The following is a 26,436-nucleotide window of genomic DNA, read 5'->3' on the forward strand; positions in this document are numbered from 1 at the left end:
CTGAAGCGGGCCGGCGTGCGGCCCAGTCTGGCAAACCGGGCCGGTTGCGCTGGCCGTGCCCGGTTCGAGGTCTCGCATGATGCGCTCAGGCGTCCGTGCCGCCCTGGGCGGCGAGCGCGGCTTCGAGCGCCTTGATGCGCTCGCGCAGCTTGTCGAGGTTGCGCACGAGCGCGGCGCTCTTGTTCCACTCGCCGTGGTCGACGGCCGGGAACGCGCTGGTATAGATGCCGGCCTTCGGCAGCGACTTCGATACGCCCGACTTCGCGGTGATGATGACATAGTCGCCGAGCGTCACGTGGCCGGCGATCCCGGCCGCGCCGCCGATCATGCAGTGGCGGCCGATCGTCGTGCTGCCCGCGATCCCGGCGCTGCCGGCGATCACCGTGTAGGCGCCGATCCGGCAGTTGTGGCCGATCTGCACCTGGTTGTCGATCTTCACGCATTCCTCGATGACGGTATCCGCCATCGCGCCGCGATCGATCGTCGTGTTCGCGCCGATCTCGACGTCCGGGCCGATCGTGACGCCGCCGACCTGCGGGATCTTGACCCAGCTGCCGGTGCGCGCATCGCCGTCGCCGACGAAATCCGGCGCGAAGCCGAAGCCGTCGGAGCCGATCACGGCGCCCGCATGGATAATCGCGCGCGGGCCGACCTTGCAGCCGTGGTACACCGACGCGTTCGGATACAGGTGCGAGCCCGCGCCGATCGTCGTGCCGCGGCCGATGAACACGTTCGCATCGAGCTGCACGCCATCTTCGATCACCGCACCGGCCTCGACCGTCACGTGCGGGCCGATCACCGCAGTCGCGGCGACCTGCGCGGCCGGATCGATCGTCGCGCTCGGATGCACGCCGGCGGCGCGCTGCGGCGTGGCCAGGTCGATGAACATCTGCGCGACGCGCGCGAAGTACGCGTACGGATTCGGCGTCACGATGAAGTTGCGACCGCTTGCGGCCGCGCCCAGCTTTTCCAGATCCTTCGGCGCGATCAGCACCGCGCCGGCGCGGGTCGACTCGACCTGCGACAGGTACTTCGGATTCGCGAGGAACGCGAGTTGCTGCGGGCCTGCCTGGTCGAGCGGTGCGAGCCCGCCCACCTTGCACTGTGCGTCGCCGGCGATCTCGCCGCCGAACCGCTTTACGAGTTCCTCAAGCGTCAATGCCATTCGTCGTCTGCTCCGTTCAGTTCGTCGAGCCGGACGCGAGCGCCTTGAGCACCTTGTCGGTGATGTCGATGCGCGGGCTGACGTACACGGCTTCCTGCACGATCAGGTCGTAATTCTGCTGCTCGGCGATCTGCTTGATGACCTTGTTCGCCCGCTCGAGCACGGCCGCCAGCTCCTCGTTGCGGCGCTGGTTCAGGTCTTCGCGGAACTCGCGCTGCTTGCGCTGGAAGTCGGTGTCGAGCTGGGCGAGATCACGCTGCTTCTGCGCGCGGTCGGCCGCCGACAGCGACGCGCCGTTCTTGTCCAGCGAATCGGACATCGACTTCAGGCGCGCCGCCAGATCCTGCAGATCCTTGTCGCGCTTCGCGAACTCGGCTTCGAGCTTCGTCTGCGCCGCCTTCGCGGGCACCGACTCGCGCAGGATCCGATCCGAATTGACCGCCGCGATGTGGGCGACGTCCTGTGCGTGCACCGTCGCCGCGCCCAAGGCCAGCGCAACGGTCAGCGCGCACATCACTCGTTTCGAAAACTTACCGGTTAGCAAAATTACCCTCTCGTTGCTGTTGTCATGCGTTCGGTCAGAACGCCGTCCCGATCTGGAACTGGAATTTCTGGTACTGGTCGCCTTCGTGCTTCTGCAGCGGGAACCCGAGGCTCAGCTTCAGCGGGCCGATCGGCGAGATCCACGCGAGACCCACACCGTAGCCGTAACGCAGGCCGTTGGCGCCCGTACTCGTGCCGCCCGGCGCGTTGCCCCACACGTTACCGCCGTCGAGGAACGTGAACACGCGCAGCGTGCGGTCGTAGCCCGTGCCCGGCAGCGGGAACGTCAGCTCGATGTTGCCGACGACCATCTTCGAACCGCCGATCGGGTCGTTCGTCTTCGTGTCGCGCGGGCCCAGCGAGCTCGGCTCGTAGCCACGCACGGAGCCGATACCGCCCGCGTAGTAGTTCTTGAAGATCGGGTACGGGTTGCCGATACCGTTACCGTAGCCGCCTTGCAGGTTCAGGCCCAGGATGAAGCCGCGCGAGAACGAATAGTAGTACTGGGCCTGCAGGTCGGCCTTGTAGTACTGGATCTTGCCGACCGGCACGCCGTACTCCATGTTCGCCTGCGTGAAGTAGCCGCGGCTCGGAATCAGCGCGCTGTCACGCGCGTCGCGCGACCACGCGACCGTCAGCGGCACCGTGTTCGACACGCGGCCGAACTGGTTCACGTAATCCTGGTAGCTCTGCGGCGTGTTCGAATCGACGTCGAGACGGTTCTGCTCGAAGCCCGCGCCGAAGTAGACGGTGTCGACTTCCGAGAACGGAATGCCGAACTTCAGGTTGCCGCCCGCGCTGATGATCCGGAAGCTCGAGCTCGTCGAATAGTAGAGCGGCTGGTACGTGCGATAGTAGACGTCCGTGATCCGCTTGATGCCGTCGACCGTGAAGTACGGGTCGACCTGCGTGACGGTCAGCGTACGGTAGCTCTTCGCGGTGTTGACGTTCACCGACAGGCTGGTACCCGAACCGAACACGTTGTCCTGCGACACGCCCGCCGACAGCACGACCTTGTCCGTCGACGAGAAGCCGGCGCCCAGCGTGATCGCGCCGGTCGGCTTTTCGTCGACCTTCACGTTCACGTCGACCTGGTCGTTCGTGCCTTCCACCGGCAGCGTCGTCACGTCGACGTTGGTGAAGTAGCCGAGACGGTTCACGCGATCCTTCGACAGCGCGAGGCGGTTCGAATCGAACCACGAGCTTTCGAGCTGGCGCATTTCGCGGCGCACCACTTCGTCGCGCGTGCGCGTGTTGCCGACGACGTTGATGCGGCGCACATACACGCGGCGGCTCGGATCGACGACGAGGTTCAGGTTCACCTTGTGGTTCGCCTGGTCGATGTCCGGCTGCGCGTTGACGGTCGCGAATGCGTAGCCGTACTCGCCGAGCTTGTCGACGATCGACTTGGTGGTCTGCTGCAGCTTTTCGGCCGAGAAGCGATCGCCCGGCTTGATCTTGATCAGCTTGTTGAGTTCGGCTTCGCGATCGAGCAGGTTGCCCGACAGCTTGATGCCCGACACCGTGTACGGCTCGCCTTCGTGCAGCGTGACCGTCAGGTACATGTCCTTCTTGTCGGGCGAGATCGACACCTGGGTCGAATCGATGTTGAACTCGAGATAGCCGCGGTTCAGGTAGTACGAGCGCACCGCCTCGAGGTCGCCGGTGAGCTTTTCCTTCGAGTACAGGTCGTTCTTCGTGTACCAGGAGAACCAGTTCGGCGTCGACAGCTGCATTTCGTCGCGCAGCGTGCTGGTGCTGAATGCCTTGTTGCCGATGAAGTTGATCTGGCGGATCTTCGCGCTCGGGCCTTCGGCCACCGCGAACAGGATCGACACGCGGTTCGCGTCGACCGGCGTGATCGTCGTCTTGACCTCGGCCGCGTAGAAGCCGCGCGTGAGGTACTGGCGCTTGAGTTCCTGCTCCGCCTTGTCGACGAGCGCCTTGTCGTAGTAGCGGCCGTCGGCGAGGCCGACTGCGCGCAGCGCCTTCGTCAGGTTGTCCTTGTCGAATTCCTTCGTGCCGGTGAAGTCGATCGACGCGATGGCCGGACGCTCCTGCACCTGCACGATCACGACGTTGCCCTGCGTGGCGATGCGTACGTCGTTGAAGAAGCCCGTCGCGTACAGCGCGCGGATTGCTTCGGATGCCTTGTCGTCCGTGAAGGTATCGCCCTGCTTGATCGGCAGGTAGGCGAACACCGAACCCGCTTCGACGCGCTGCAGCCCCTCGATCTTGATGTCTTGCACCACGAACGGTGCCGCTGCATGGGCCGCGAGGCCGTGCGCGGCGAGCGCGGCCGCTGCAACTGTCTTAGGTACAAAGCGATGAGGTTTGAACAACATGCATCCCCAATATTTAGCTGCATCAAATCAGGCGACTGCCCAGCGGCCGCCGCCTGACGCTTCAGAAATGGATTAACCGAGCCAGATCGTTGAACAGCGCGATCGCCGACAATGCGACGATGCAGATCAACCCGGCTCTTTGCAGAATCAGCTGCCAGCGCTCCGAGACGGCTTTCCCGGTCGCGGCTTCAACCGCATAATATAACAGATGCCCCCCGTCCAAAACGGGAATCGGCAACAAGTTCAGGACGCCAAGGCTAATGCTGACAAGGGCGAGGAACGACAGGAACGCCGACGGACCGAGCCGCGCGCTCTTGCCCGCGTAGTCCGCGATCGTCACCGGGCCGGACAGGTTCTTCAGCGACGCGTTGCCCGTGATCATGCGCCCGAACATCTTCAGCGAATACACGGAGATGTCCCACGTCCGGTGCGCGCCGAGCTGCAGGCTTTCGATCGGCCCATATCGCACGTCGACGGACGGCGCATGCATCGACAGCGCCGCGCCGATCCGGCCGACCTGCTGCCCCGATTCGTCGTCGCGCTGCATCTGCGGCACGATCGACACCGTCTGCGCGGCGCCGTCGCGCTCGATCTGCAGCTCGAGCGGCTTGCCCGCATGGTGTTTCACGAAATCGATGAAGCGCGACGCGCCGCCGATCGGCTTGCCGTCGAGCGCGACCAGCTTGTCGCCGGCCTTCAGGCCCGCCTGCTCCGCCGCGCTGCCGGGCTGCACCGACGCGACCGACAGCGTGCCGCCGCCGGTCTCGAAGCCCAGATGGGCCATGAAATCGTCGTCGAGCTGACTGTCGGGAACATGGCGGAGGTCGACGCGGAAATCGAACGTCGTGTTGCCGTCGCGTGCGCCGAGCACGATCTCGCGGTGATCGAACGCAGCGGCCAGCAGCTTCCAGCGCAGGTCCGACCACGACCGCACCGGCTCGGCCTCGCCGCCCTGCGCGTTGCGGATCGACACGATCTGCTCGCTGCCGTCGAAGCCCGCGCGCGCCGCCACCGTGCCGGTGGCCGGCGGTGCGACGATCGCGGCCGGTTCGGTTACGCCGGTGGCGAATACGACGGAAAACAGCACGATTGCCAACAGGAAGTTGGCAATCGGCCCGGCTGCAACGATCGCGATGCGCTTGTAGACGGACTGCCGGTTGAACGCCTGGCCGAGCTCCTCGGGCGCGATGCCGGGGCCGGGATCGCGCTCGTCGAGCATCTTCACGTAGCCGCCGAGCGGCAGCGCCGACAGCGTCCACTCGGTGCCCGTCCTGCGGCTGACCCAGCGCGCGACGGGCTGGCCGAAGCCGATCGAGAAACGCAGCACCTTCACGCCGCACCAGCGCGCGACGCGATAATGTCCGTACTCATGCACGACGACCAGCACCCCGATCGCCACCGCAAACGCGATCAGTTCGACCAGCACGTTCATGAGCACTCCATTCAGACAGTGCGCTCCACGCGTGGCGCAGGCGCTTTCGCTATGATCTCGGTGGCGAGGCGGCGTGCCTCGGCATCCGCCGCCAGGACATCCTCGAGCCCGTCGGGCGTACGGTTCGGCAGCGCGTTGAGCACGGCGTCGACCGTCGCCGCAATCGCCATGAAGCCGATGCGACGCTCGAGAAACGCTTCGACCGCGACTTCGTTCGCCGCGTTCAATGCGGCGCTCGCGATGCCGCCTTCCTCGAGCGCCTTCAGCGCAAGCGCGAGACACGGGAAGCGCGCGTAATCGGGTTTCTCGAACGACAGCTGGGCAATTTGCGCGAGATCGAGCTGTTCGACGCCCGCATCGACACGCTCGGGGAACGCGAGCGCATGCGCGATCGGCGTGCGCATGTCGGGATTGCCAAGCTGCGCGAGCACCGAGCCGTCGCGATACGACACGAGCGAATGGATCACGCTCTGCGGGTGGATCAGCACGTCGATGCGCTCGCCCGGCAGCCCGAAGATCCAGTGCGCCTCGATCACCTCGAGGCCCTTGTTCATCATCGTCGCGGAATCGACCGAGATCTTGCGGCCCATCACCCAGTTCGGGTGCTTGCACGCCTCATCCGGCGTCACATCGACGAGCGTGGCCGGTTCGCGCGTGCGGAACGGGCCGCCCGACGCGGTCAGGATGATCTTCGAGATCCCGCCATGCTCGGCCGCGTCGCGCGGCATGCACTGGAAGATCGCGTTGTGTTCGCTGTCGACCGGCAGCAGGATCGCGCCATGGTCGCGCACGGCGTCCATGAAGATCGCGCCCGACATCACCAGCGCTTCCTTGTTCGCGAGCAGGATGCGCTTGCCGGCGCGCGCGGCCGCGAGGCTCGGCGCCATGCCGGCCGCCCCGACGATCGCCGCGACCACCGTGTCGCAGCGGTCGCTCTTCGACACGTCCACGAGCGCCTGCGGCCCGTGCAGCACGGTCGTCTTGCTGCCCGCCGCGCGCAGCTTCGCGTCGACCTGCGCGGCCGTCTCGGCATCGCCGACCACCGCCACCTCGGGCGCGAAGCGCAGGCATTGCTCGACCAGCTTGTCGCCGTTGCGGTGTGCGGTCAGCGCATAGACCGAGAAGCGCTCGGGATGGCGCGCGACCACGTCGAGCGTGCTGTCTCCGATGGAGCCCGTGGAACCGAGCAATGTCAGGCGTTTTTGCATAACAGAATGAGTGGTTTAACCAAGCAGCAGCATCGCGAGCGGCAGCACCGGCAGCAGCGCGTCGACACGGTCGAGCACGCCGCCATGGCCTGGCAGCAGTCCGCTCGAATCCTTCACGCCCGCCTGCCGCTTCAGCAACGATTCGAACAGGTCGCCGATCACGCTGTATGCGACCAGCAGCGTCAGTGCGGCCCATGCGCCGGGCATCCCGTAGCGCACGGCGAACGCGGAAAACAGGGTCGGCTCGAATGCATGCGCGACCATCGCGACGCCGGCGACGACCATCACGGCGAGCCAGCCACCGATCGCGCCCTCCCAGCTCTTGCCGGGGCTGATCGTGATGGCCAGTTTACGCTTTCCGAACGCCTTGCCGGCGAAGTATGCGCCGATATCGGCGAGCCAGACGACCAGAAGCAGCGACAGCACGAACGGTACGCCCTGCGCACGCGCCGCGACGAGCGCATGCCAGCAGGCCGCAAAGACCACGAGGCCGGCCGCGAGCAGGAACGGCCGCCATACGCCGCCCGCGAGCGCCGGCTTGCGCCGCAGCGTGAACGGGCCGACCAGCAGCCAGAACACGCCGGCTGCCATGAAAAGGGGACGGGACGAAGCCGCATCGACGCCGAGCGGCGCCGTTGCCGCGAGCGCCAGCGCCGCGACGACTGCATAGACGACCGGGCCGGCGCCGCCGAGCTTGAGCAGTCGCGCCCATTCCCACGCGGCAAACACGAGCACGACGCCGATCAGCGCGCCGAACGCGGTGAGCGGCGCGAACAGCGTCACCGGCAGCAGGACCGCCAGCATCACGATCGCCGTGATCACACGGGTTTTCAGCATGAAAGGGAGTCGGCGTTCTGCGATTGCGGTTCGAGCTGTGCGCTCGTGCGGCCGAAACGGCGCTCGCGCTCCGTATACGACGCCATGGCGTCGGCCAGCGCCGCGCCGTCGAAATCCGGCCAGTATTTGTCGGTGAAATAGAATTCGGCGTACGCGAGTTGCCACAGCAGGAAGTTGCTGACGCGCTGCTCGCCACCGGTACGGATGAAGAGATCGGGCTCCGGCGCATAGGCCATCGCCAGGTGCGGCGCGAACGCGTCCTCGGTCACTTCGACCTCGCGACCCTCGCGCACGGCCTGCTCGACGAGCTTCTTCGTCGCCTGCAGGATGTCCCACCGGCCGCCGTAGTTGGCTGCGATGGTGAGCGTAAGACGGGTATTGCGCGCCGTCTTGGTTTCGGCGCGGCGAATCAGCTCGCGGATGCGCGGCTCGAAGCGGTCGAGATCGCCGACGACACGCAGGCGGATCCCGTTCGCGTGAAGCTTGCCGACCTCGCGCTCGAGCGCGGTGATGAAGAGGCGCATCAGGAACGACACTTCGTCGTTCGGACGGCGCCAGTTCTCCGAACTGAACGCGAACAGCGTCAGGTATTCGACGCCGGCGCGCGCGCAGCCTTCGACCACCGCCCGCACGGCATCGACGCCGCGGGTATGCCCCGCGACGCGCGGCAAGCGGCGTTCGGTCGCCCAACGGCCGTTGCCGTCCATGATGATCGCGATGTGACGCGGCACGACGCCGACGTCAGGCACGCGAACGGTAGAGCTGGTATAGGTCATGGCCGTTGAGACAGTAATGCGGGAAGAAGGCGGCGCGCGAGGACGGTCGTCAGACCGTCATGATCTCGGCTTCCTTGCTCTGCACGAGCTTGTCGATTTCGGCAACGTGCTTGTCGGTCAGCTTCTGCACGTCGTCGCTTGCACGACGCTCGTCGTCTTCCGAGATTTCCTTGTCCTTCACGAGCTTCTTGAGCGCTTCGTTCGCGTCGCGGCGCAGGTTACGGATCGCGACCTTGGCCGTTTCGCCTTCGCTCTTGACGACCTTGGTCAGCTCGCGGCGGCGCTCTTCCGTCAGCGCGGGCATCGGCACGCGGATCAGGTCGCCGGCGGTGGCCGGGTTCAGGCCCAGGTCGGCTTCGCGAATGGCCTTCTCGACCTTCGCGACCATGTTCTTTTCCCACGGCTGCACGCCGATCGTGCGCGCATCGACGAGCGTCAGGTTGGCGACCTGCGAGATCGGCACCATCGAGCCGTAGTAGTCGACCTGCACGTGATCGAGCAGACCGGTGTGTGCACGGCCCGTACGGATCTTTGCCAGATCGTTCTTGAACGCTTCGATCGAGCGCTGCATCTTTTGCTCGACGCCCTTCTTGGTATCAGCGACACTCATTTCAACCTCCGAACCTTCTAACCTTCAAATAACACGGGCCCTGCCCGGCGCAGCGGATGCGCCGCGGCCGATGGCCCGCATCCGCGGGAGTTTACACGTGGACGAGCGTACCTTCGTCCTCGCCCAGCACGATGCGCTTGAGCGCGCCCGGCTTGTTGATCGAAAACACGCGAATCGGCAGCTTCTGGTCGCGGCACAGCGCAAAGGCGGTCGCGTCCATCACCTGCAGGTTGCGGCTGATCGCCTCGTCGAAAGTGATCGTCGTGTAACGCGTGGCCGACGGATCCTTCTTCGGATCGGCAGAATATACGCCATCGACCTTGGTCGCCTTCAATACGACCTCGGCGCCCACTTCCGAACCGCGCAGCGCGGCGGCCGTGTCCGTCGTGAAGAACGGGTTGCCCGTACCGGCCGCGAAGATCACGACGCGGCCTTCCTCGAGCTGGCGGATCGCGCGGGGCCGGATGTACGGCTCGACGACCTGGTCCATCCGCAGCGCGGACTGCACACGCGCCTCGATGCCGGCGTGGCGCATCGCGTCCTGCAGCGCCAGCGCGTTCATCATCGTCGCGAGCATCCCCATGTAGTCTGCCGTCGCGCGGTCCATGCCGGCCGCGCCACCCGCGACACCGCGGAAAATATTACCGCCACCGATCACGACCGCGAGCTGCGTACCGAGACGCACGACTTCGGCGATATCGGCCACCATCCGTTCGATCGTCGCGCGATTGATGCCGAAGGCATCGTCGCCCATCAGCGCTTCGCCGGAGAGTTTGAGGAGGACGCGTTTATAGGCATTGGACATAGGGGCTTCCGAGCGACGAGAGGATGACAACCACGAACTGTAGGGGCGAAATACTGATTCGGGCAAGCGCCGACGGTCGGACCGGGTTTCCCGGCCGGCCGGCGGCGGCGCCGACCGCGGCGGAGCGGACGCCCGCCGCGGATACTGCCTGACTGCTTACGGCTTACTGCTGCTTTGCTGCTGCGACTTGCGCGGCCACTTCGGCGGCGAAGTCGTCCTGGCGCTTCTCGATGCCTTCGCCGACGACGAACAGTGCGAACTTCTGCACTGCGGCATTGGCTGCCTTCAGCATCTGCTCGATCGACTGCTTGTCGTTCTTCACGAACGTCTGGTTCAGCAGCGACACTTCCTTCAGGTACTTCTGGACGCTGCCGTCGACCATCTTCGCGACGATTTCAGCCGGCTTGCCCGATTCCGCAGCCTTCTGCTCGGCCACGCGGCGTTCCGTCTCGATCAGTTCCGCCGGCACGTCGGCCGACGACAGCGCGACCGGCTTCATGGCCGCGATGTGCATCGCGACGTCCTTGCCGACCTGCTCGTCCGCGCCCGTGTACTCGACGATCACGCCGATACGCGCGCCGTGCAGGTACGTGGCGATCTTGTTCGCGGTTTCGAAACGGACGAAACGGCGGATCGAGACGTTCTCGCCGATCTTGCCGACCAGCGCAAGACGCACTGCGTCGACCGTCGAGCCGTCGAGCGGCAGCGCCGACAGTGCAGCCACGTCGGCCGGGTTTTGCGTCGCGACGAGTTCTGCAACCGTCTTCGAGAATGCGAGGAAGTCGTCGTTCTTCGCGACGAAGTCGGTTTCGCAGTTCAGTTCGACCAGCGAGCCTGCGTTGCCGCCGACGAACGATGCGACGACGCCTTCTGCCGTCACGCGCGATGCCGCCTTGCTCGCCTTGTTGCCGAGCTTGACGCGCAGCAGCTCTTCAGCCTTGGCCAGGTCGCCGTCGGCTTCCGTCAGCGCCTTCTTGCACTCCATCATCGGTGCGTCGGTCTTTGCGCGCAGTTCTGCCACCATGCTTGCGGTAATTGCCGCCATCATTCGCTCCTTGAGTCTGTATTCACAACGCCGCCCGCTTGGACGCGAACGGCCGAGATTCGTTTCCGGACCCGCGCCCATTCGGCGCGATCAGGTCCGACGCACAAGCTTAAAAAAAGGGGGCCTGTTGAGAGCCCCCTTTTTGCGCCGGCTCGGGGCCAGTTACGCGTTTTCCTCGACGTACTCGTCGTCGCCGCGTGCGGCCTGGACCACTTCGTTGACCGCGTTCGCACGGCCTTCGAGGATCGCATCGGCCACGCCTTCGGCGTACAGCGCGACTGCCTTGCTCGAGTCGTCGTTACCCGGGATCACGTAATCCACACCTTCCGGCGAGTGGTTCGTATCGACCACGGCGATGACCGGCACGCCCAGCTTGTTCGCTTCGGTGACAGCAATCTTGTGGTAGCCGACGTCGACGACGAAGATCGCGTCCGGAATGCCGCCCATGTCCTTCACGCCGCCGATCGACTTTTGCAGCTTGGCGATTTCGCGTTCGAACAGCAGCGCTTCCTTCTTGCTCATCTTTTCGAGCTCGCCTGCCTCGACTGCCGCCTCCATGTCCTTCAGGCGCTTGATCGATACCTTCAGCGTCTTGAAGTTGGTCATCATGCCGCCGAGCCAGCGTGCGTTGACGAACGGCATGCCTGCGCGCTGCGCTTCCTGGGCGATCGTGTCACGCGATTGACGCTTCGTGCCGACGAACAGGATCGTGCCGCGGTTCGCTGCCAGCTGGCGCACGTACTTCTGTGCGTCCGTGAACATCGGCAGCGTCTTTTCGAGGTTGATGATGTGAATCTTGTTGCGGTGACCGAAAATGAACGGAGCCATCTTCGGGTTCCAGAAGCGCGTCTGGTGACCGAAGTGGACACCCGCTTCCAGCATTTGGCGCATCGTAACTGCCATGTAAATTCTCCACGAGGGTTGGGTCTTAAGCCGGCCGCCGTACCGCCGCGCGATCCCACCCCGAAGGGCGCGAATGCCGCGCGGCCGGCACCCTGGTTGCGCCGGCTTGCGATTCGACACGTGCAAACGCCCGTGCCGCAAGCCTTCCATCCGTCATGCCGCCCCAACTTGGGGCAAGCGCGGCAATTGGATATCGACTTAGCCAAAGAGTATAGCACGCCGATTTGTCCGCTCTCAAGTCGCTCACCACTTTCGCTTGCCGCGCGGCAGCCGGCCGGACAATCCGCGAAAACCCGCATCCGCACCGCCGGCAGGGGCTGCGACGCCTGCCAGAAGGTGCGATAATCCGTCAATTCACCGCATTCCAGGCATACCTCGATGGCTATTACGCTCAAAAACGAACACGATATCGCCGAGATGCGCGTCGCCTGCCGTCTCGCGAGCGAAGTGCTCGACTTCATCACGCCGCACGTCGTCGCGGGCGTCACGACCGCCGAACTCGACCGCCTCTGCCACGAGTTCATGCTCAATGAACAGGGCACGATCCCGGCGCCGCTGAACTACCAGCCGCCCGGCTACCCGCCGTACCCGAAGGCCACCTGCATTTCGGTCAACGACGTGATCTGCCACGGTATTCCCGGCGAGAAGGTGATCAAGAACGGCGATGCGCTGAACATCGACATCACCGTGATCAAGAATGGCTACTTCGGCGACACGAGCCGCATGTTCATCGTCGGCGAGGGTTCGATCCTCGCGAAGCGCCTCGTGCAGACCACCTACGAATGCATGTGGCTCGGCATCGACCAGGTCAAGCCGGGCGCGCACCTCGGCGACATCGGCTACGCGATCCAGAAGCACGCGGAAGCGCAGGGCTACAGCGTCGTGCGCGAATACTGCGGCCACGGCATCGGCACGGTGTTCCACGAAGATCCGCAGGTCGTCCACTATGGCCGTCCGGGCACCGGCATCGAACTGAAGGCCGGGATGATCTTCACGATCGAGCCGATGATCAACGCCGGCAAGCGCGACATTCGCACGATGCCCGACCAGTGGACGGTCAAGACGCGCGACCGCAGCCTGTCGGCACAGTGGGAGCACACGGTGCTCGTCACCGAAACCGGTTACGAGGTGCTGACCGTGTCGGCCGGCACGCCGGCGCGCCCGGTGTTCGCGCAACCGGCCGCCGCCGTCTGAGCGCCGTCGCGCCAGCCCGCCCCACCCGCACCTGAACGGCCGCCCATGAGCGCTCACGCAGCCCCCTCGCCCGAAGCGCTGTCGCGGCGCGCCGAATTCAAGGCCGCCAAAGCGGACATGCTCGAGCGCTTTCGCCGCGCGGCGAACGTCGCGTCGCTGATGCACGCGCTGTCGAAACTCACCGACGAAGCGCTGAAGCGCGTGTGGGACGACTGCGGGCTGCCCGCGACGCTCGCGCTCGTCGCCGTCGGCGGCTACGGGCGCGGCGAGCTCGCGCCCTATTCCGACGTCGACATCCTCGTGCTGCTGCCCGATGCGCACGATCCGGCCCTCGACGCGCGCATCGAGCGCTTCATCGGCATGGCGTGGGATCTCGGCCTCGAGATCGGCAGCAGCGTGCGCACGGTCGCGCAGTGCATCGAGGAGGCGTCGCAGGACGTCACGGTGCAGACGTCGCTGCTGGAAGCGCGCCGCATCGTCGGCAGCACTGCGCTGTTCGAACGCTTCACGGTGCGCTACCACGAGGCGCTCGACGCCCGCGCGTTCTTCACCGCGAAGGTGCTCGAGATGCGCCAGCGCCACGCGAAGTTCCAGGACACGCCTTACAGCCTCGAGCCGAACGTGAAGGAAAGCCCCGGCGGGTTGCGCGACCTGCAGACGATCCTGTGGATCGCGCGCGCGGCCGGTTTCGGCAGCAGCTGGCGCGAGCTCGACACGCGTGGCCTCATCACCGATCGCGAGGCGCGCGAGCTGCGTCGCAACGAAGGTTTCCTGAAAACGCTGCGCGCGCGGCTGCACGTGATCGCCGGCCGCCGCCAGGACATGCTCGTGTTCGACCTGCAGACGCAGGCCGCCGAAAGCTTCGGCTATCGGGCGACGCAGGCCAAGCGCGCGAGCGAACAGCTGATGCGCCGCTACTACTGGGCCGCGAAAGCCGTCACGCAGCTCGCGACGATCCTGATCCAGAACATCGAGGCGCAGCTCTTCCCCGCGACGAGCGGCATCACGCGCGTGCTGTCGCCCGACCGCTTCGTCGAGAAGCAGGGCATGCTCGAGATCGTCGACGACGGCGTGTTCGAACGCCACCCCGACGCGATCCTCGAAGCGTTCCTGTTGTACGAGACGACCCGCGGCGTGAAGGGCTTATCGGCCCGCACGTTGCGCGCGCTGTACAACTCGCGCGAGATCATGAACAACACGTGGCGCCGCGATCCGCAGAACCGCGACACGTTCATGCGGATCCTTCAGCAACCCGAAGGGATCACGCACGCGTTCCGGTTGATGAACCAGACGAGCGTGCTCGGCCGCTACCTGCTGAACTTCCGCCGCATCGTCGGCCAGATGCAGCACGACCTGTACCACGTGTACACGGTCGACCAGCACATCCTGATGGTGTTGCGCAACATCCGCCGCTTCGCGGTGGCCGAGCACGCGCACGAATATCCGTTCTGCAGCCAGCTGATCGGCAACTTCGAGCGCCCGTGGGTGCTGTATGTCGCGGCGCTGTTCCACGACATCGCGAAGGGCCGCGGCGGCGATCACTCGACGCTCGGGATGGCCGATGCGCGCCGCTTCTGCCGCGAGCATGGCATCGCCGGCGACGACGCGGCGCTGATCGTGTGGCTCGTCCAGCATCACCTGACGATGAGCCAGGTCGCGCAGAAGCAGGACACGAGCGACCCGGAAGTCATCAAGCGCTTCGCGGAAGTCGTCGGCAACGAGCGGCACCTCACCGCGCTGTACCTGCTGACCGTCGCCGATATCCGCGGCACGAGCCCGAAGGTGTGGAACACGTGGAAGGGCAAGCTGCTCGAGGATCTGTACCGCATCACGCTCGCGGTGCTCGGCGGAGCCAACCCCGACGCGCATTCGGAGCTGAAGTCGCGGCAGGAGCAGGCGCTCGCGCTGCTGCGCCTCGAGACCGTGCCGGACGACGCGCATCGCGCGCTGTGGGATCAGCTCGATGTCGGCTTCTTCCTGCGTCACGACGCGGCCGACATCGCGTGGCAGACACGCGTGCTGTACCGGCACGTGAATGCCGAAACCGCGATCGTGCGCGCTCGGCCGTCGCCGATCGGCGACGCGCTGCAGGTGCTCGTGTACGTCAAGGATCGCCCCGACCTGTTCGCCGGCATCTGCGCGTATTTCGACCGCAACGGGCTGTCGGTGCTCGACGCACGCGTCAGCACGACGCGGCACGGCTATGCGCTCGACAACTTCATCGTCACGCAGACCGAACGTGACGTGCGGTATCGCGACATCGCGAATCTCGTCGAGCAGCAACTCGCGTCGCGGCTCACCGAAACCGCGCCGCTGCCGGAGCCGTCCAAGGGCCGCCTGTCGAGGCTGTCCCGGACGTTTCCGATCACGCCGCGCGTCGACCTGCGGGCCGACGAGCGCGGCCAGTACTACATCCTGTCCGTGTCGGCCAACGACCGGCCGGGCCTTCTCTATTCGATCGCGCGCGTACTCGCCGAGCATCGGATCGGCGTCCACGCGGCGCGGATCAATACGCTCGGCGAACGCGTCGAGGACATCTTCCTGCTCGCGGGTGCCGGCCTGTCCGACAACCGCCTGCAGATCCAGCTCGAAACCGAATTGCTGCGTGCGATCGCAGTCTGAATGAATCCCAGCGTTTATGCGCACCAAATTAACCGTCAAGAATCCGAAGCCGGCGTCGCCGACCCGCGCCCCTGTCCGCTCCGGCAGCCTCGTCGCCCGCAAGGCGGTGCGTCCCGCCACGCCTCCCGCCGGCGACAAGCCGGCCGGCCCGAAGAAGGCGTCCCCGGCCGGCGCCGGCGAACGTACGTTCAAGCCGCGCGCTGCCGCGGGCGCCGAGCGCCCGGGCGCCGATCGCGCACCGGCCAAGCGTGCGCCGCGTGACGGCGGTGCGGAACGCGGCACGCGCGCCCCTTATCGCGACAACGCGGCCGGGGAAGGCGCGAAGCGCAGCTTCGGCGACCGCCGCACGTCGTCCGATCGTCCGCCGCGCCGCGATGACGACGCGCGGCCGCGTCGTGCAGGTGGCGAAGGCGACGCACGCGCGCCGTATCGCGACAGCGCAGGCGGTGAAGGTGCAAAACGCGGCTTCGGTGACCGTCGTACGTCGTCGGATCGTCCCCCGCGCCGCGATGACGACGCACGGCCGCGTCGTGCAGGTGCCGAAGGCGGCGCGCGCGCGCCTTATCGTGACAACGCAGGCAGTGAAGGCGCGAAGCGCAGCTTCGGTGACCGTCGCCCGTCGTCGGATCGCCCGCCCCGCCGCGATGACGATGCACGTCCGCGTCGCGCAGGTTTCAGTGAAGGCAACGCACGCGCGCCCTATCGCGACAACGCAGCCGGCGAAGGCGCAAAGCGCAGCTTCGGCGACCGCCGCACGTCGTCCGATCGTCCGCCGCGCCGCGATGACGATACACGTCCGCGTCGGGCAGGTTCCAGTGAAGGCAACGCGCGCGCACCGTATCGCGACAACGCATCTGGCGAAGGCGCGAAGCGCAGCTTCGGCGACCGCCGCACGTCGTCCGATCGCCCGCCCCGCCGCGATGACGACTCGCGGCCGCGTCGAGCCGGTTCCAGTGAAGGGAACGCACGCGCGCCTTATCGCGACAAGGCAGCCGGCGAAGGCGCAAAGCGCAGCTTCGGCGACCGTCGCCCATCGTCCGATCGCCCGCCGCGCCGTGATGACGATGCCCGCCCGCGCCGCGCCGGCGCCGACGACGGCAAGCGCCCGTCGTATCGCGACAAGCCTGCCGGCGAAGGTGCGAAGCGCAGCTTCGGCGACCGCCCGGCCCGCCCCGCACGCGACGGCGAGCGCCGCTCGTTCGGCGCCGTCAAGACCGCACAACCGGTCAAGCGCGCCGCCGCCGACGTCGACTACGGTGACGAATCGGGCCTGATGCGCCTGTCGAAACGGATGTCCGAGCTCGGCATGTGCTCGCGCCGCGAAGCCGACGAATGGATCGAAAAGGGTTGGGTGCTCGTCGACGGCGAACGCATCGACACGCTCGGCACCAAGGTCCGCGCCGACCAGAAGATCGAGATCGACGAACGCGCGAGCGCCGCGCAGGCCGCGCAAGTGACGATCCTGCTGCACAAGCCGGTCGGCTACGTGTCGGGCCAGGCGGAAGACGGCTACGAGCCCGCTGCCGTGCTGATCACGCGCGCGAACCGCTGGAGCGGCGACCATTCGCCGGTGCGCTTCTCGCCGCAGCACTTGCATGCCCTCGCACCGGCCGGCCGCCTGGACATTGATTCGACCGGCCTGCTCGTGCTGACGCAGAACGGCGTGATCGCGAAGCAGCTGATCGGCGAGCAGTCGGATATCGACAAGGAGTACCTGGTACGCGTGCGCTTCGGCGAGCGGCTCATCGACATCGACCAGCACTTCCCCGCGGAGTCGCTCGCGAAGCTGCGCCACGGCCTCGAGCTCGACGGCGTCGCGCTGAAGCCCGCGATGGTGAGCTGGCAGAACGGCGAGCAGTTGCGCTTCGTGCTGCGCGAAGGCAAGAAGCGCCAGATCCGTCGCATGTGCGAGCTGGTGGGCCTCGACGTGATCGGCCTGAAGCGCGTCCGGATGGGCCGCGTGATGCTTGGCGCACTGCCGCAGGGTCAATGGCGCTATCTGTCGGCCGACGAGACGTTCTGATCGCGGGCGGCTACACGTGCACCATGCAATGAGAAAGCCCGCGCAAGCGGGCTTTTTTCTTGTCTGCGAGACGCCGGCAAAGCCGGCCGATCAATCGTCGGAAGCCGGATCGAGCCCCGGGAACAGCACTTCCGTGAAGCCGAAGCGCGTGAAGTCGGTGATCCGCATCGGATACAGCTTGCCGATCAGGTGATCGTATTCGTGCTGGACGACGCGTGCGTGAAAACCGTCGGCCACGCGGTCGATCTTCTCGCCGTACTGGTCGAAGCCGCTGTAGCGCACCTTCGCGTAGCGGCTGACGACGCCGCGCATGCCCGGCACTGACAGGCAGCCTTCCCAGCCCTCTTCCATGTCCGGCGGCAGGTACTCGATCTTCGGGTTGATCAGCACGGTCTCGGGCACCGGCGGCGCGTCCGGGTAGCGGTTGTTGTTGCCGAAGCCGAAGATGATGATCTGCAGCCCGATGCCGATCTGCGGCGCGGCCAGGCCGGCGCCGTTCGCGTGGTGCATCGTCTCGAACATGTCCGCGACGATCTCGTGCAGTTCGGGTGTATCGAACCGCTCGACCGGCTTGGCGACTTCGAGCAGGCGCGGATCGCCCATCTTCAGGATCTCGCGAATCATGGCGTATTACCCTCCAGGAGTTGGTGCAGGCCGTCTTCGTCCAGCACGGGGATGCCGAGTTCCTCGGCCTTCGCGAGCTTGCTGCCGGCTTCGGCGCCCGCGACCACGTAATCCGTCTTCTTCGATACCGAACCGGCCACTTTCGCGCCCGCCGCTTCGAGCATTTCCTTCGCGGCATCGCGCGTAAGCGTCGGCAGCGTGCCCGTCAGCACGACCGTCTTGCCGGCCAGCACGCCCTGCGGCGCCTTCGGCGCGGGCGGCCCTTCCGGCCACGTCACCTTGCCCGGCGCGCGCAACTGCTCGATCACGGTCCGGTTGTGCTCTTCCGCGAAGAACTGATGGAGTGACTCGGCGACGATCGGCCCGACGTCGTTGACCTCGAGCAGCTCTTCGATCGATGCGTCCATGATCGGCGTCAGCGAGCCGAAATGCTTCGCGAGATCCTTCGCGGTCGATTCGCCGACGTGACGGATACCGAGCCCGTAGATGAAGCGCGCGAGCGTCGTATGCTTCGCCTTCTCGAGCGAGTCGAGCAGGTTCTGCGCCGATTTCTCGGCGAACCGGTCGAGCTCGGCGAGCGTCGCAAAGCCGAGATTGAACAGGTCGGCCGGCGTGCGCACGAGATTCAGCTCGACGAGCTGGTCGATGATCTTCTCGCCGAGCCCGTCGATGTCGAGCGCGCGGCGCTGCGCGAAGTGCCACAGCGCCTGCTTGCGCTGCGCCGGGCAGAACAGGCCGCCCGTGCAGCGCGCGATCGCCTCGTCCGGCAGGCGCTCGATCTTCGAGCCGCACACCGGGCATTCGGTCGGCATCACGAATTCGGCGGCATCGGCCGGGCGCCGGTCGAGCAGCGCGCCGACCACCTCGGGGATCACGTCGCCCGCGCGGCGCACGATCACGGTATCGCCGATCCGGATGTCCTTGCGGCGCACCTCGTCCTCGTTGTGCAGCGTCGCGTTCGTCACGGTCGCGCCGCCGACGAACACGGGCTCGAGGCGCGCGACCGGCGTGATCGCGCCGGTGCGGCCGACCTGCACGTCGATCGCGACGAGCCTGGTCAGCGCTTCCTGTGCGGGGAACTTGTGCGCGAGCGCGAAGCGCGGCGCGCGCGACACGAAACCGAGGCGCTCCTGCTCGTCGCGCCGGTTGACCTTGTAGACGACGCCGTCGATGTCGTACGGCAGCGACTCGCGCTTCTCGCCGACCCGGCGGAAGAAGCCGAGCAAGCCTTCGGCCCCGTGCACGACCGCGCGCTCGCGGTTCACGGGCAGGCCGAGCGACTCGTACCAGTCGAGCAGCGCGCTGTGCGTATCGGGCATCGGCATCCCGTCGAGCACGCCGATCCCGTATGCGAAGAACGACAGCGGACGCTGCGCGGTGATCTTCGAGTCGAGCTGGCGCAGGCTGCCGGCCGCCGCGTTGCGCGGGTTCGCGAATTCGCGCTGCTCGGCCGCCCGCTGGCGTTCGTTCAGGCGTGCGAAATCGCGCTTGAACATCAGCACCTCGCCGCGCACGTCGAGCACGGCCGGCACGTTCTTGCCCTTCAGCTTCAGCGGAATCGAGCGGATCGTGCGCACGTTCTCGGTCACGTCCTCGCCCGTGGTCCCGTCGCCGCGCGTCGACGCCTGGACGAATACGCCCTGCTCGTAGCGCAGCGAGATCGCGAGACCGTCGAACTTCAGTTCGCATGCGTATTCGACGGGCTCCGTCACCGAGCCGGCAAGATCGGTCGTCTTGTCGAGCGCGTCGGCGACACGCTTGTCGAATGCGACGATGTCCTCGTCGGCGAAGCCGTTGTTCAGCGACAGCATCGGCGCGTCATGGACGACCGGCGTGAAGCCGCCGGCCGCCTCGCCGCCGACACGCTGCGTCGGCGAATCGGGCGTCACGAGTTCCGGATGGTCGGCTTCGAGCTGCTGCAGTTCGCGGAACAGCCGGTCGTATTCCGCGTCGGGCAGATCCGGCTGGTCGAGCACGTAGTAGGCGTAGTTCGCGCGCTCGAGTTGGTCGCGCAGCCACGCGGCGCGCGCGTCGGGCTGGCTGGCTGGCGGTTCGGCTTGGGTTCGGGCCATGCTGGCGGCAGAGTCGTTCTGAAAAATCGGAATTCCGATTATCTCAGTTTGACGCCGGAGCGGGGGCACGCTGCAGTGCACACGAGCACGGCGCCTTGCCGCGACGGGCGCCGGCGCCGTAAGCCGTCGCCCGCCGTGCGCGCGTTACTGGCTGAAGAGGCGGCGCGTGACCGGCGAACCGGCCGGGATGCCGGCTTCCTCGAGCTTCGCGTACAGCTTCATCAGCTGCTGATCGATCGCGACCAGCGTCGATTCCGGCAGCGGCCGCCGCGAATCGTCGACGACCCGCGCGCCGATCCGCTCGGACAGCGATTTTGCGTAATCGCACATCAGCCGGAACGGCAGGATGTCCTCTTCGGCGACCGGCACGTCGAGCACGAGCGTGATCATGTTGCCGCCCTTGTACGTGAGGTCGTCGCGCAGGAAGTTCGTGTCGCCGAACTGCAGCATGAACACGGGGTTCTGCTTCGCGTCGAGCTTCACGAAACGCGTGCCGTCGCGCGACAGCAGCAGCCCGTCCTGCGACGCGACCGCCTGCACGTAGTTCGCCGACCACGGCGCGCCGTCCGACATCACGTTGATCGACAGCTGCGCGTCGCACTGCGCGGCAAACGCGTCGAGCTCGCGCGCCATCGCGACCGTTTCCATCATGTCCGGGAATTCCGGCGCGCCGTCGATCGCGTCGGCGAACTGCTGGACGCCCGTCACGAACTCGGAGAACTCGAGCTCGTTCAGCGCACCGCTGCGGTTCGCGAGCTGCGCGGCTGCGCGCAGCTCCTCGTAGCGCACGCCGTTCTGCAGCAACTCCCACTGGCCGCCTTCCGGCTTGCCTTCGATGTGCACGGGCTTGCTGCCCGCGCGGCGCAGCCGCTGCGCGGCCGGCAGGATCTTGTCGCCCGGCAGCGACCCGCCGAGGCGGATCGGCACGATGCAGTCGATCCGGCGGTCGACGATCGCCGGCGGAGCCGACGAGATCGTCGTGGCGGCCGGCAGCACGGGTTCGGCCGGCTCTGCCGGTTCAGCGTGCGTGTCGTGCGCGGCAGCCGGTGCGGCTGCTTCGCCGGCAACCGGCTCGACCGACTCGGCCGGTGCATCGACGCCGGTCGCTTCGGCCTGCAGATCGGCCGGCGTGTCGGCCGGCGCCGCGCCACCGAACGTCGGTTCGACGCGCGCGACTTCGGCCTGCGCGCCGCCCGTGGCGGCCGCCGGGGCCGGTGCCGCGGGCTCGCGCCGCACCGGCTGGCGCACCGGCTCGATGAACGGCAATTCTTCGTCGCGCTCGGGGCGGTTCATCGCCTCGGCCGCTTCCTCCGGCATCGGGCGCGGCATCCTGCGCCGCACCTTCGCGCCCTGCCATGCGTTGTAGACCACGACGCCGCCCACCACGACGGCGCCCGCGCCGATCAAACCGAGTGTCAACTCGTCCATGCACGCTCCATCAGCAATTCTTGTTCGTCGGAACCGCGAACGGGCGCCCATGCGCCGCGCGAACGCGGTCCGGTTTCGTCAAACGTCAATTCTGGGCAAAACCCGCGGCGGTTTCCATGTCCACCGCAACGATCCGCGACACGCCCTGCTCCTGCATCGTCACGCCGATCAGCTGCTGCGCCATTTCCATCGCGATCTTGTTGTGCGAGATGAACAGGAACTGCGTCTTGTCGGACATCGCGCGCACGAGATTCGCGAAACGCTCGGTGTTCGCGTCGTCGAGCGGCGCGTCGACCTCGTCGAGCAGACAGAACGGCGCCGGGTTCAGCTGGAACATCGCGAACACCAGTGCGGTCGCGGTCAGCGCCTTCTCGCCGCCCGACAGCAGGTGGATCGTCGCGTTCTTCTTGCCCGGCGGCTGCGCCATCACCTGCACGCCGGCATCGAGGATTTCGTCGCCCGTCATGATCAGCTTCGCCTGGCCGCCGCCGAACAGGCGCGGGAACAGGTCGCTGAAGTGACGGTTGACCTCGTCGAAGGTGCCCTGCAGCAGCGTGCGGGTTTCCTGGTCGATCTTGTGGATCGCGTCCTCGAGCGTCGTGATCGCGTCGATCAGGTCGGCCGACTGCGCGTCGAGGAACACCTTGCGCTCGCTCGCGGCCTTCAGCTCGTCGAGCGCGGCCATGTTCACCGGACCGAGCGCGTTGATCGCGTTGTTCAGGCGCGTGACCTCGCCCTGCAGGTACGACGGCTTCAGATCCGGCGTGAGCTTCGCGGACAGCGCCACCTCGTCGACCTCGGCCGTCACGAGCTGTTCGGCGAACTGCTCGACCGACAGGCGCGCGGCTTGCTCCTTCAACTGCAATTCGGTGATGCGGTCGCGCAGCGGCTGCAACGAGCGCTCGGCGACGAGGCGCTGCTCGTCCGACGCACGCAGCTTCGCGGTCAGGTCGTCGAGTTCGATCCGCGCGGCCTGCAACGCCTCTTCCTTCACCGCGCGAATCTCGAGCGCGTCCTGCAGCCCCGTGTGCGCGGTCTGCTCGTTGATCGTCTCGAGCTCGGCGCGTGCGTCCTCGAGCGACGCGGCGACGCGCTCGCTCTGCTCGTGCGCGACCTGGATGCTGCGTTTGAGCTCGTCGATCCGCGTCACGGCATTGCGTGCGGCGAAGCGCGCGTCGTTCGCGCCGCGCTCCAGGTCACGCGCTTCCTGACGCGCCTGCGTCAGCGATTCGTCGAGCGCTTCGAATGCGAGCTGATTGTCCTCGAAGCGCGCCTGCAGTTCCGCCAGTTCGCCGTCGAAACGCTCGAAATTCGCTTCCGATTCCGCGCGCATCGCACGCTGCTCTTCGATCTGCGCGCCGATTTCCTCGAGTTCCTCGCGAATCTGCGTGCTGCGCTGCGTGTAACGTTCGTGCGCCTGGGCGAGCTTCAGCACGTCCATCTGCAGCGCATGCACGCGCTGCGTCGCACGCTCGGCCTGTGCACGCACGTCGCCGAGCGCCTGCGTGGCCTGCGTGTGCGCGGCTTCCGCGCGGACAGCGGCCGTGCGCGCCTCGTCGGCGAGCAGCGCCTGCGCACGCACCTGGCGCGTCAGGTTTTCGATTTCCTGCTGGCGGGCCAGCATCCCGGCCTGCTCCGAATCGGCCGCATACAGCTGCACGCCGACGCGCGTGACGATATGGCCGGCCTTGACGACGAACGCGCCGCCTGCCGGCAGCTTCGTGCGCGTCGCGAGCGCCTGCGCGACGTCGTCGGCAACATACACGTTGCCGAGCCAGTCGTTCAGCACCGCGCGGATGCCCGCATCGTCGATGCGCACGAGCGACAGCACCGGACGCAGGCCGGCCACGGCCGCCGGCGGTTCACCGGCCGCGGGCGGCGCATAGAACGCGAGCTTCGCGGGCGGTGCGTCGGTGGCAAAAGCCTTCACCCAGTCGAGATTCGACACTTCGAGCGCGGCCAGGCGCTCGCGCAGCACGGCCTCGAGCGCGGCTTCCCAGCCGGCTTCGACGTGCAGCTTCTTCCACAGACGCGGCAGCGCGCCGAGCTCGTGCTTGTCGAGCCACGGCTGCACCTTGCCTTCGGTCTGCACGTTTTCCTGCAGCTGCTTCAGCGCGGCGAGACGCGCCTCGAGCTGGTGAATCTGCGCGGCTTCGGCCTGCACGCGCTCCTGCGCGGCACGGCGTTCGCCATCGAGGCGCGGCACGGTTTCCTGCGCGTCGGCGAGGCGCGCCTGCGCTTCGGCCAGGATCTCTTCCTGCTCGGCCAGCTGCATGCGCAGCTCCTCGAGCTGCGCCTCGTCCGGCGCATCGAGCCCGCCCGCTTCGCTCTTCAGGCGCTCATGGCGCTGCTGCAGCTGCTGGAGCTGCTGGTCGGCGTTGCGCTGGTGCGCGGCTTCGAGCTTCAGCGACTGTTCGGTCTGCGCGATCCGCGCGCGCTCGTCGTTGAGCTGCGCCTGCGCATCGCGGAATTTCGCTTCGAGCGCCGGCAGCGCATCGTGCTTCGCGGCGGCGTTGTCTTCGGCGAGCGCGGCCTTCTCGTCGGCCATCGCGCGCGCTTCCTCGGCTTCCTCGAGCTCGTCCTGCGCCTTCTCGGCCTGCGCGCGCCATTGCTCGCGCTGCGCATTCAGCGCGGCGATCTGCGCCTGCACGCGATTGCGCGATTCGACGATGAACTTGATCTCGGCTTCGAGGCGGCTCACCTCGGCGTTCGCTTCGTAGAGCGAGCCCTGCGCGCCCTGCATCGCGTCGCTTGCCGAGTAATGCGCGACGCGCAGCGTCTCGAGCTGCGCCTCGACCTCGCGCAGCTTCGCCGTTTGCGCCTCGAGGTCGATCTGCGCCTGTTCGATCGCGCGCTGCTGCTTCTGCTGCTCGCCGGCGGCCTCGTTCTTGCGCAGCAGCCACAACAGGCGCTGCTTCTCCTCGCCGTCGGCGACGAGTTCCTTGTATTTGGTCGCGACGACGGCCTGCGCCTCGAGCTTCTCGAGGTTCGCGCCGAGTTCGCGGACGATGTCCTCGACGCGGGTCAGGTTCTCGCGCGTGTCGTGCAGGCGGTTCTCGGTCTCGCGGCGGCGTTCCTTGTACTTCGACACGCCCGCGGCTTCCTCGAGGAACACGCGCAGCTCTTCCGGCTTCGCCTCGATGATGCGCGCGATCATGCCCTGCCCGATGATCGCGTACGCGCGCGGCCCGAGGCCGGTGCCGAGGAAGATGTCCTGGATGTCGCGGCGGCGCGCCGGCAGGTTGTTGATGTAGTAACTCGACGTGCCGTCGCGCGTCAGCACGCGCTTCACGGCAATCTCGCCGTACTGGCCCCACTGGCCGGCCGCGCGGCCGTCGGAGTTGTCGAAGATCAGTTCGACGCTGGCCCGGCTGCCGGGCTTGCGGGCGGTCGAGCCGTTGAAGATCACGTCCTGCATCGATTCGCCGCGCAGCTCGGAAGCGCGCGACTCGCCGAGCACCCAGCGCACGGCATCGATGATGTTGGACTTGCCGCACCCGTTCGGGCCCACCACGCCGACAAGCTGGCCCGGAACCTGGAAATGCGTGGGATCGACAAAGGATTTGAAGCCAGCGAGTTTGATCGAGCTCAGACGCACGGCGGTATCGGATGTGAAGAAGGTGTGAAACGGACGGAGCCGCACTGCGCGGAGCCCGACGGCCCATGCGCGCGATGCGCCCCGGAATTCAAAAGCGGGGCCGCGCGCATACAGCGTTGGGCCCCGCAAACGGCTTCCATCATACCATCGCGCGTGCGCCGTCCCGACCGTCGCCGGGTTTGTCCGGTGCCGGCGCGGCACGATGGACCCGGCTCGACAGCAGCGTCGCCAGCACGATGCACGCGCCGCCCGCCCACTCGCGGGCGGTCGGCAGCTCGCTCGCGAACACCCAGGCCGACAGCGCGGTGATCACGATCTCGAACAGCATGATGATCGACGCACGGTTGGCCGGCACGCGCGCCAGCCCGTACTGCACGAGCAGGTTGTTCGACGCCATCGTCACGCCGATCGCGACGATGATCAGCGCGGCCGTGCCGAGGTGGCCGCCCGCCGGCGCAGCCGGGATCCCCTCGAACAGCGATGCGATCGCACCGAACACGGCCGCGCCGCCGAACAGCGTCGCGGTGCGCATCTCGGCACGCATCTCCGGCAACTCGCGGCTCGCCTTGATCACGAGCACGTTGCTCATCGCGAAGCTCAACCCGGCCGCGAGCCCGGCCCATTCGGCCGGGGTGGCCGGCAGCGGCAGGCCGAGCGTCGGCGACCACAGCATCAGCATCGCGCCGCCGATCGACAGCGCCGCGAGCCCCGCGCCGGCCCAGGTCAGCCGCTCGCGCAGCAGGAAGTGCGCGTAGATGGCGGTCCATGCGGGGGTCAGGTAGAACAGCAGCATCACGCGCAGCACTTCGCCGTGGATCGTCCCCCACACGAACCCGAGGTTCGTCACGCCGGCCGTCACCGCGATGCCGGGCAGCACCCAGTGCCAGCGCAGCGTCGCGATCGTGCGATGCCGCGCGACGATCACGAACAGGAAGGCGACGAGGCTCGTCAGCGCGCTCGCCAGCGTGCCCGTCACGCCGAGCGACGCCAGGATCCGCAGCGGATACCAGATCAGGCCCCACACCGACGCGCCGATCAGGATGGCCAGCGTCGGCAGGCTGCCGCGTACCGCGTTATTCATTTGGTTCAATACCCTTTATTCGACCGGCCCGGCCGCCGTTCCGGCAGGCCGTGACCGCATTCCGTCACGCTATAATCGTCCGTTGCGACCCGCGCGCCATCGGCGCCCGTTCGCAGCCGTGCGGC

Annotated in this window: 19 protein-coding genes; 3 read left to right on the forward strand and 16 right to left on the reverse strand. The window is 67.0% G+C overall.

Annotated features, from left to right (window positions below; genetic code table 11):
- Positions 1–85: 85 nt before the first annotated feature.
- From lpxD to rpsB, 11 genes are all read right to left on the reverse strand, one after another.
- Positions 86–1,165 (reverse strand): UDP-3-O-(3-hydroxymyristoyl)glucosamine N-acyltransferase, encoded by a 1,080-nt coding sequence (gene lpxD, locus CFB41_RS10575; protein ID WP_089440435.1) that lies wholly within the window; start codon positions 1,163–1,165, stop codon positions 86–88.
- 16 nt (positions 1,166–1,181) lie between these two features.
- Positions 1,182–1,679 carry an OmpH family outer membrane protein gene (locus CFB41_RS10580; protein ID WP_179249998.1) on the reverse strand — a complete coding sequence of 166 codons (498 nt, stop codon included), beginning with the start codon at positions 1,677–1,679 and terminating at the stop codon, positions 1,182–1,184.
- Between the two features lie 64 nt (positions 1,680–1,743).
- Positions 1,744–4,053 (reverse strand): outer membrane protein assembly factor BamA, encoded by a 2,310-nt coding sequence (gene bamA / locus CFB41_RS10585; RefSeq protein ID WP_089440436.1) that lies wholly within the window; start codon positions 4,051–4,053, stop codon positions 1,744–1,746.
- 61 nt (positions 4,054–4,114) lie between these two features.
- Positions 4,115–5,485, reverse strand: coding sequence for an RIP metalloprotease RseP (gene rseP / locus CFB41_RS10590; RefSeq protein WP_089440437.1), 1,371 nt, complete (start codon positions 5,483–5,485; stop codon positions 4,115–4,117).
- An 11-nt stretch (positions 5,486–5,496) separates the two neighbouring features.
- Positions 5,497–6,693, reverse strand: a complete 1,197-nt coding sequence (locus tag CFB41_RS10595) for a 1-deoxy-D-xylulose-5-phosphate reductoisomerase (RefSeq protein ID WP_089456425.1) — start codon at positions 6,691–6,693, stop codon at positions 5,497–5,499.
- A gap of 15 nt (positions 6,694–6,708) precedes the next feature.
- Positions 6,709–7,530: a phosphatidate cytidylyltransferase gene (locus CFB41_RS10600; RefSeq protein ID WP_089440439.1), complete on the reverse strand. Its 822-nt coding sequence runs from the start codon at positions 7,528–7,530 to the stop codon at positions 6,709–6,711.
- Positions 7,524–8,306, reverse strand: a complete 783-nt coding sequence (gene uppS, locus CFB41_RS10605; RefSeq protein WP_006478494.1) for a polyprenyl diphosphate synthase — start codon at positions 8,304–8,306, stop codon at positions 7,524–7,526. The genes CFB41_RS10600 and uppS overlap by 7 nt, the downstream gene beginning before the upstream one ends.
- 49 nt (positions 8,307–8,355) lie before the next feature.
- Positions 8,356–8,916, reverse strand: coding sequence for a ribosome recycling factor (gene frr, locus CFB41_RS10610; RefSeq protein WP_039342717.1), 561 nt, complete (start codon positions 8,914–8,916; stop codon positions 8,356–8,358).
- A 91-nt stretch (positions 8,917–9,007) separates the two neighbouring features.
- Positions 9,008–9,721, reverse strand: coding sequence for a UMP kinase (gene pyrH, locus CFB41_RS10615; protein WP_011352459.1), 714 nt, complete (start codon positions 9,719–9,721; stop codon positions 9,008–9,010).
- A 163-nt stretch (positions 9,722–9,884) separates the two neighbouring features.
- Complete coding sequence (gene tsf, locus CFB41_RS10620; protein ID WP_089440440.1) at positions 9,885–10,766, reverse strand: translation elongation factor Ts; 882 nt, start codon at positions 10,764–10,766, stop codon at positions 9,885–9,887.
- 162 nt (positions 10,767–10,928) lie between these two features.
- Entirely contained in the window at positions 10,929–11,669 is a 741-nt protein-coding gene (rpsB, locus tag CFB41_RS10625) for a 30S ribosomal protein S2 (RefSeq protein ID WP_006752149.1), read from the reverse strand.
- Between the two features lie 378 nt (positions 11,670–12,047).
- Between rpsB and map the strand changes: the two genes are divergently transcribed.
- From map to CFB41_RS10645, 3 genes are read left to right on the forward strand one after another with little or no spacing between them, the layout of a single operon-like run.
- Positions 12,048–12,863: a type I methionyl aminopeptidase gene (map, locus tag CFB41_RS10635; RefSeq protein WP_012328760.1), complete on the forward strand. Its 816-nt coding sequence runs from the start codon at positions 12,048–12,050 to the stop codon at positions 12,861–12,863.
- A gap of 45 nt (positions 12,864–12,908) precedes the next feature.
- Positions 12,909–15,485, forward strand: a complete 2,577-nt coding sequence (locus CFB41_RS10640; protein ID WP_089456426.1) for a [protein-PII] uridylyltransferase — start codon at positions 12,909–12,911, stop codon at positions 15,483–15,485.
- Between the two features lie 16 nt (positions 15,486–15,501).
- On the forward strand, positions 15,502–17,508 hold the full coding sequence (locus tag CFB41_RS10645; RefSeq protein ID WP_089456427.1) for a pseudouridine synthase: 2,007 nt from the start codon (positions 15,502–15,504) through the stop codon (positions 17,506–17,508).
- A 90-nt stretch (positions 17,509–17,598) separates the two neighbouring features.
- Here the strand turns inward: CFB41_RS10645 and def are convergent, their stop codons facing one another.
- The 5 genes from def to CFB41_RS10670 all read right to left on the reverse strand — a co-directional run bounded on the left by def (position 17,599) and on the right by CFB41_RS10670 (position 26,311).
- Positions 17,599–18,132: a peptide deformylase gene (gene def / locus CFB41_RS10650; protein WP_039342702.1), complete on the reverse strand. Its 534-nt coding sequence runs from the start codon at positions 18,130–18,132 to the stop codon at positions 17,599–17,601.
- Complete coding sequence (gene ligA, locus CFB41_RS10655) at positions 18,129–20,204, reverse strand: NAD-dependent DNA ligase LigA (RefSeq protein WP_089440443.1); 2,076 nt, start codon at positions 20,202–20,204, stop codon at positions 18,129–18,131. Before ligA ends, def begins: the two co-directional genes overlap by 4 nt.
- Positions 20,205–20,348: 144 nt before the next feature.
- Positions 20,349–21,632: a cell division protein ZipA C-terminal FtsZ-binding domain-containing protein gene (locus tag CFB41_RS10660; protein ID WP_089456428.1), complete on the reverse strand. Its 1,284-nt coding sequence runs from the start codon at positions 21,630–21,632 to the stop codon at positions 20,349–20,351.
- 85 nt (positions 21,633–21,717) lie between these two features.
- On the reverse strand, positions 21,718–25,230 hold the full coding sequence (smc, locus tag CFB41_RS10665) for a chromosome segregation protein SMC (protein ID WP_089456622.1): 3,513 nt from the start codon (positions 25,228–25,230) through the stop codon (positions 21,718–21,720).
- A 139-nt stretch (positions 25,231–25,369) separates the two neighbouring features.
- Positions 25,370–26,311 (reverse strand): DMT family transporter, encoded by a 942-nt coding sequence (locus tag CFB41_RS10670; RefSeq protein WP_089456429.1) that lies wholly within the window; start codon positions 26,309–26,311, stop codon positions 25,370–25,372.
- Between the last annotated feature and the right edge of the window lie 125 nt (positions 26,312–26,436).

It is taken from the genome of Burkholderia sp. AU33803, assembly GCF_002223095.1.
Taxonomy (GTDB): Bacteria; Pseudomonadota; Gammaproteobacteria; order Burkholderiales; family Burkholderiaceae; genus Burkholderia.

What these genes read in the sequence shown, in the direction of transcription:
- CFB41_RS10640 (WP_089456426.1), top strand. Translation starts at nt 12,909, where the DNA reads ATGAGCGCTCACGCAGCCCCCTCGCCCGAAGCGCTGTCGCGGCGCGCC.
- CFB41_RS10580 (WP_179249998.1), bottom strand. Translation starts at nt 1,679, where the DNA reads ATGTGCGCGCTGACCGTTGCGCTGGCCTTGGGCGCGGCGACGGTGCAC.
- frr (WP_039342717.1), bottom strand. Translation starts at nt 8,916, where the DNA reads ATGAGTGTCGCTGATACCAAGAAGGGCGTCGAGCAAAAGATGCAGCGC.
- CFB41_RS10670 (WP_089456429.1), bottom strand. Translation starts at nt 26,311, where the DNA reads ATGAATAACGCGGTACGCGGCAGCCTGCCGACGCTGGCCATCCTGATC.
- map (WP_012328760.1), top strand. Translation starts at nt 12,048, where the DNA reads ATGGCTATTACGCTCAAAAACGAACACGATATCGCCGAGATGCGCGTC.
- pyrH (WP_011352459.1), bottom strand. Translation starts at nt 9,721, where the DNA reads ATGTCCAATGCCTATAAACGCGTCCTCCTCAAACTCTCCGGCGAAGCG.
- CFB41_RS10645 (WP_089456427.1), top strand. Translation starts at nt 15,502, where the DNA reads ATGCGCACCAAATTAACCGTCAAGAATCCGAAGCCGGCGTCGCCGACC.
- lpxD (WP_089440435.1), bottom strand. Translation starts at nt 1,165, where the DNA reads ATGGCATTGACGCTTGAGGAACTCGTAAAGCGGTTCGGCGGCGAGATC.
- CFB41_RS10595 (WP_089456425.1), bottom strand. Translation starts at nt 6,693, where the DNA reads ATGCAAAAACGCCTGACATTGCTCGGTTCCACGGGCTCCATCGGAGAC.
- def (WP_039342702.1), bottom strand. Translation starts at nt 18,132, where the DNA reads ATGATTCGCGAGATCCTGAAGATGGGCGATCCGCGCCTGCTCGAAGTC.
- uppS (WP_006478494.1), bottom strand. Translation starts at nt 8,306, where the DNA reads ATGACCTATACCAGCTCTACCGTTCGCGTGCCTGACGTCGGCGTCGTG.
- CFB41_RS10660 (WP_089456428.1), bottom strand. Translation starts at nt 21,632, where the DNA reads ATGGACGAGTTGACACTCGGTTTGATCGGCGCGGGCGCCGTCGTGGTG.
- CFB41_RS10600 (WP_089440439.1), bottom strand. Translation starts at nt 7,530, where the DNA reads ATGCTGAAAACCCGTGTGATCACGGCGATCGTGATGCTGGCGGTCCTG.
- rpsB (WP_006752149.1), bottom strand. Translation starts at nt 11,669, where the DNA reads ATGGCAGTTACGATGCGCCAAATGCTGGAAGCGGGTGTCCACTTCGGT.
- tsf (WP_089440440.1), bottom strand. Translation starts at nt 10,766, where the DNA reads ATGGCGGCAATTACCGCAAGCATGGTGGCAGAACTGCGCGCAAAGACC.
- rseP (WP_089440437.1), bottom strand. Translation starts at nt 5,485, where the DNA reads ATGAACGTGCTGGTCGAACTGATCGCGTTTGCGGTGGCGATCGGGGTG.
- bamA (WP_089440436.1), bottom strand. Translation starts at nt 4,053, where the DNA reads ATGTTGTTCAAACCTCATCGCTTTGTACCTAAGACAGTTGCAGCGGCC.
- ligA (WP_089440443.1), bottom strand. Translation starts at nt 20,204, where the DNA reads ATGGCCCGAACCCAAGCCGAACCGCCAGCCAGCCAGCCCGACGCGCGC.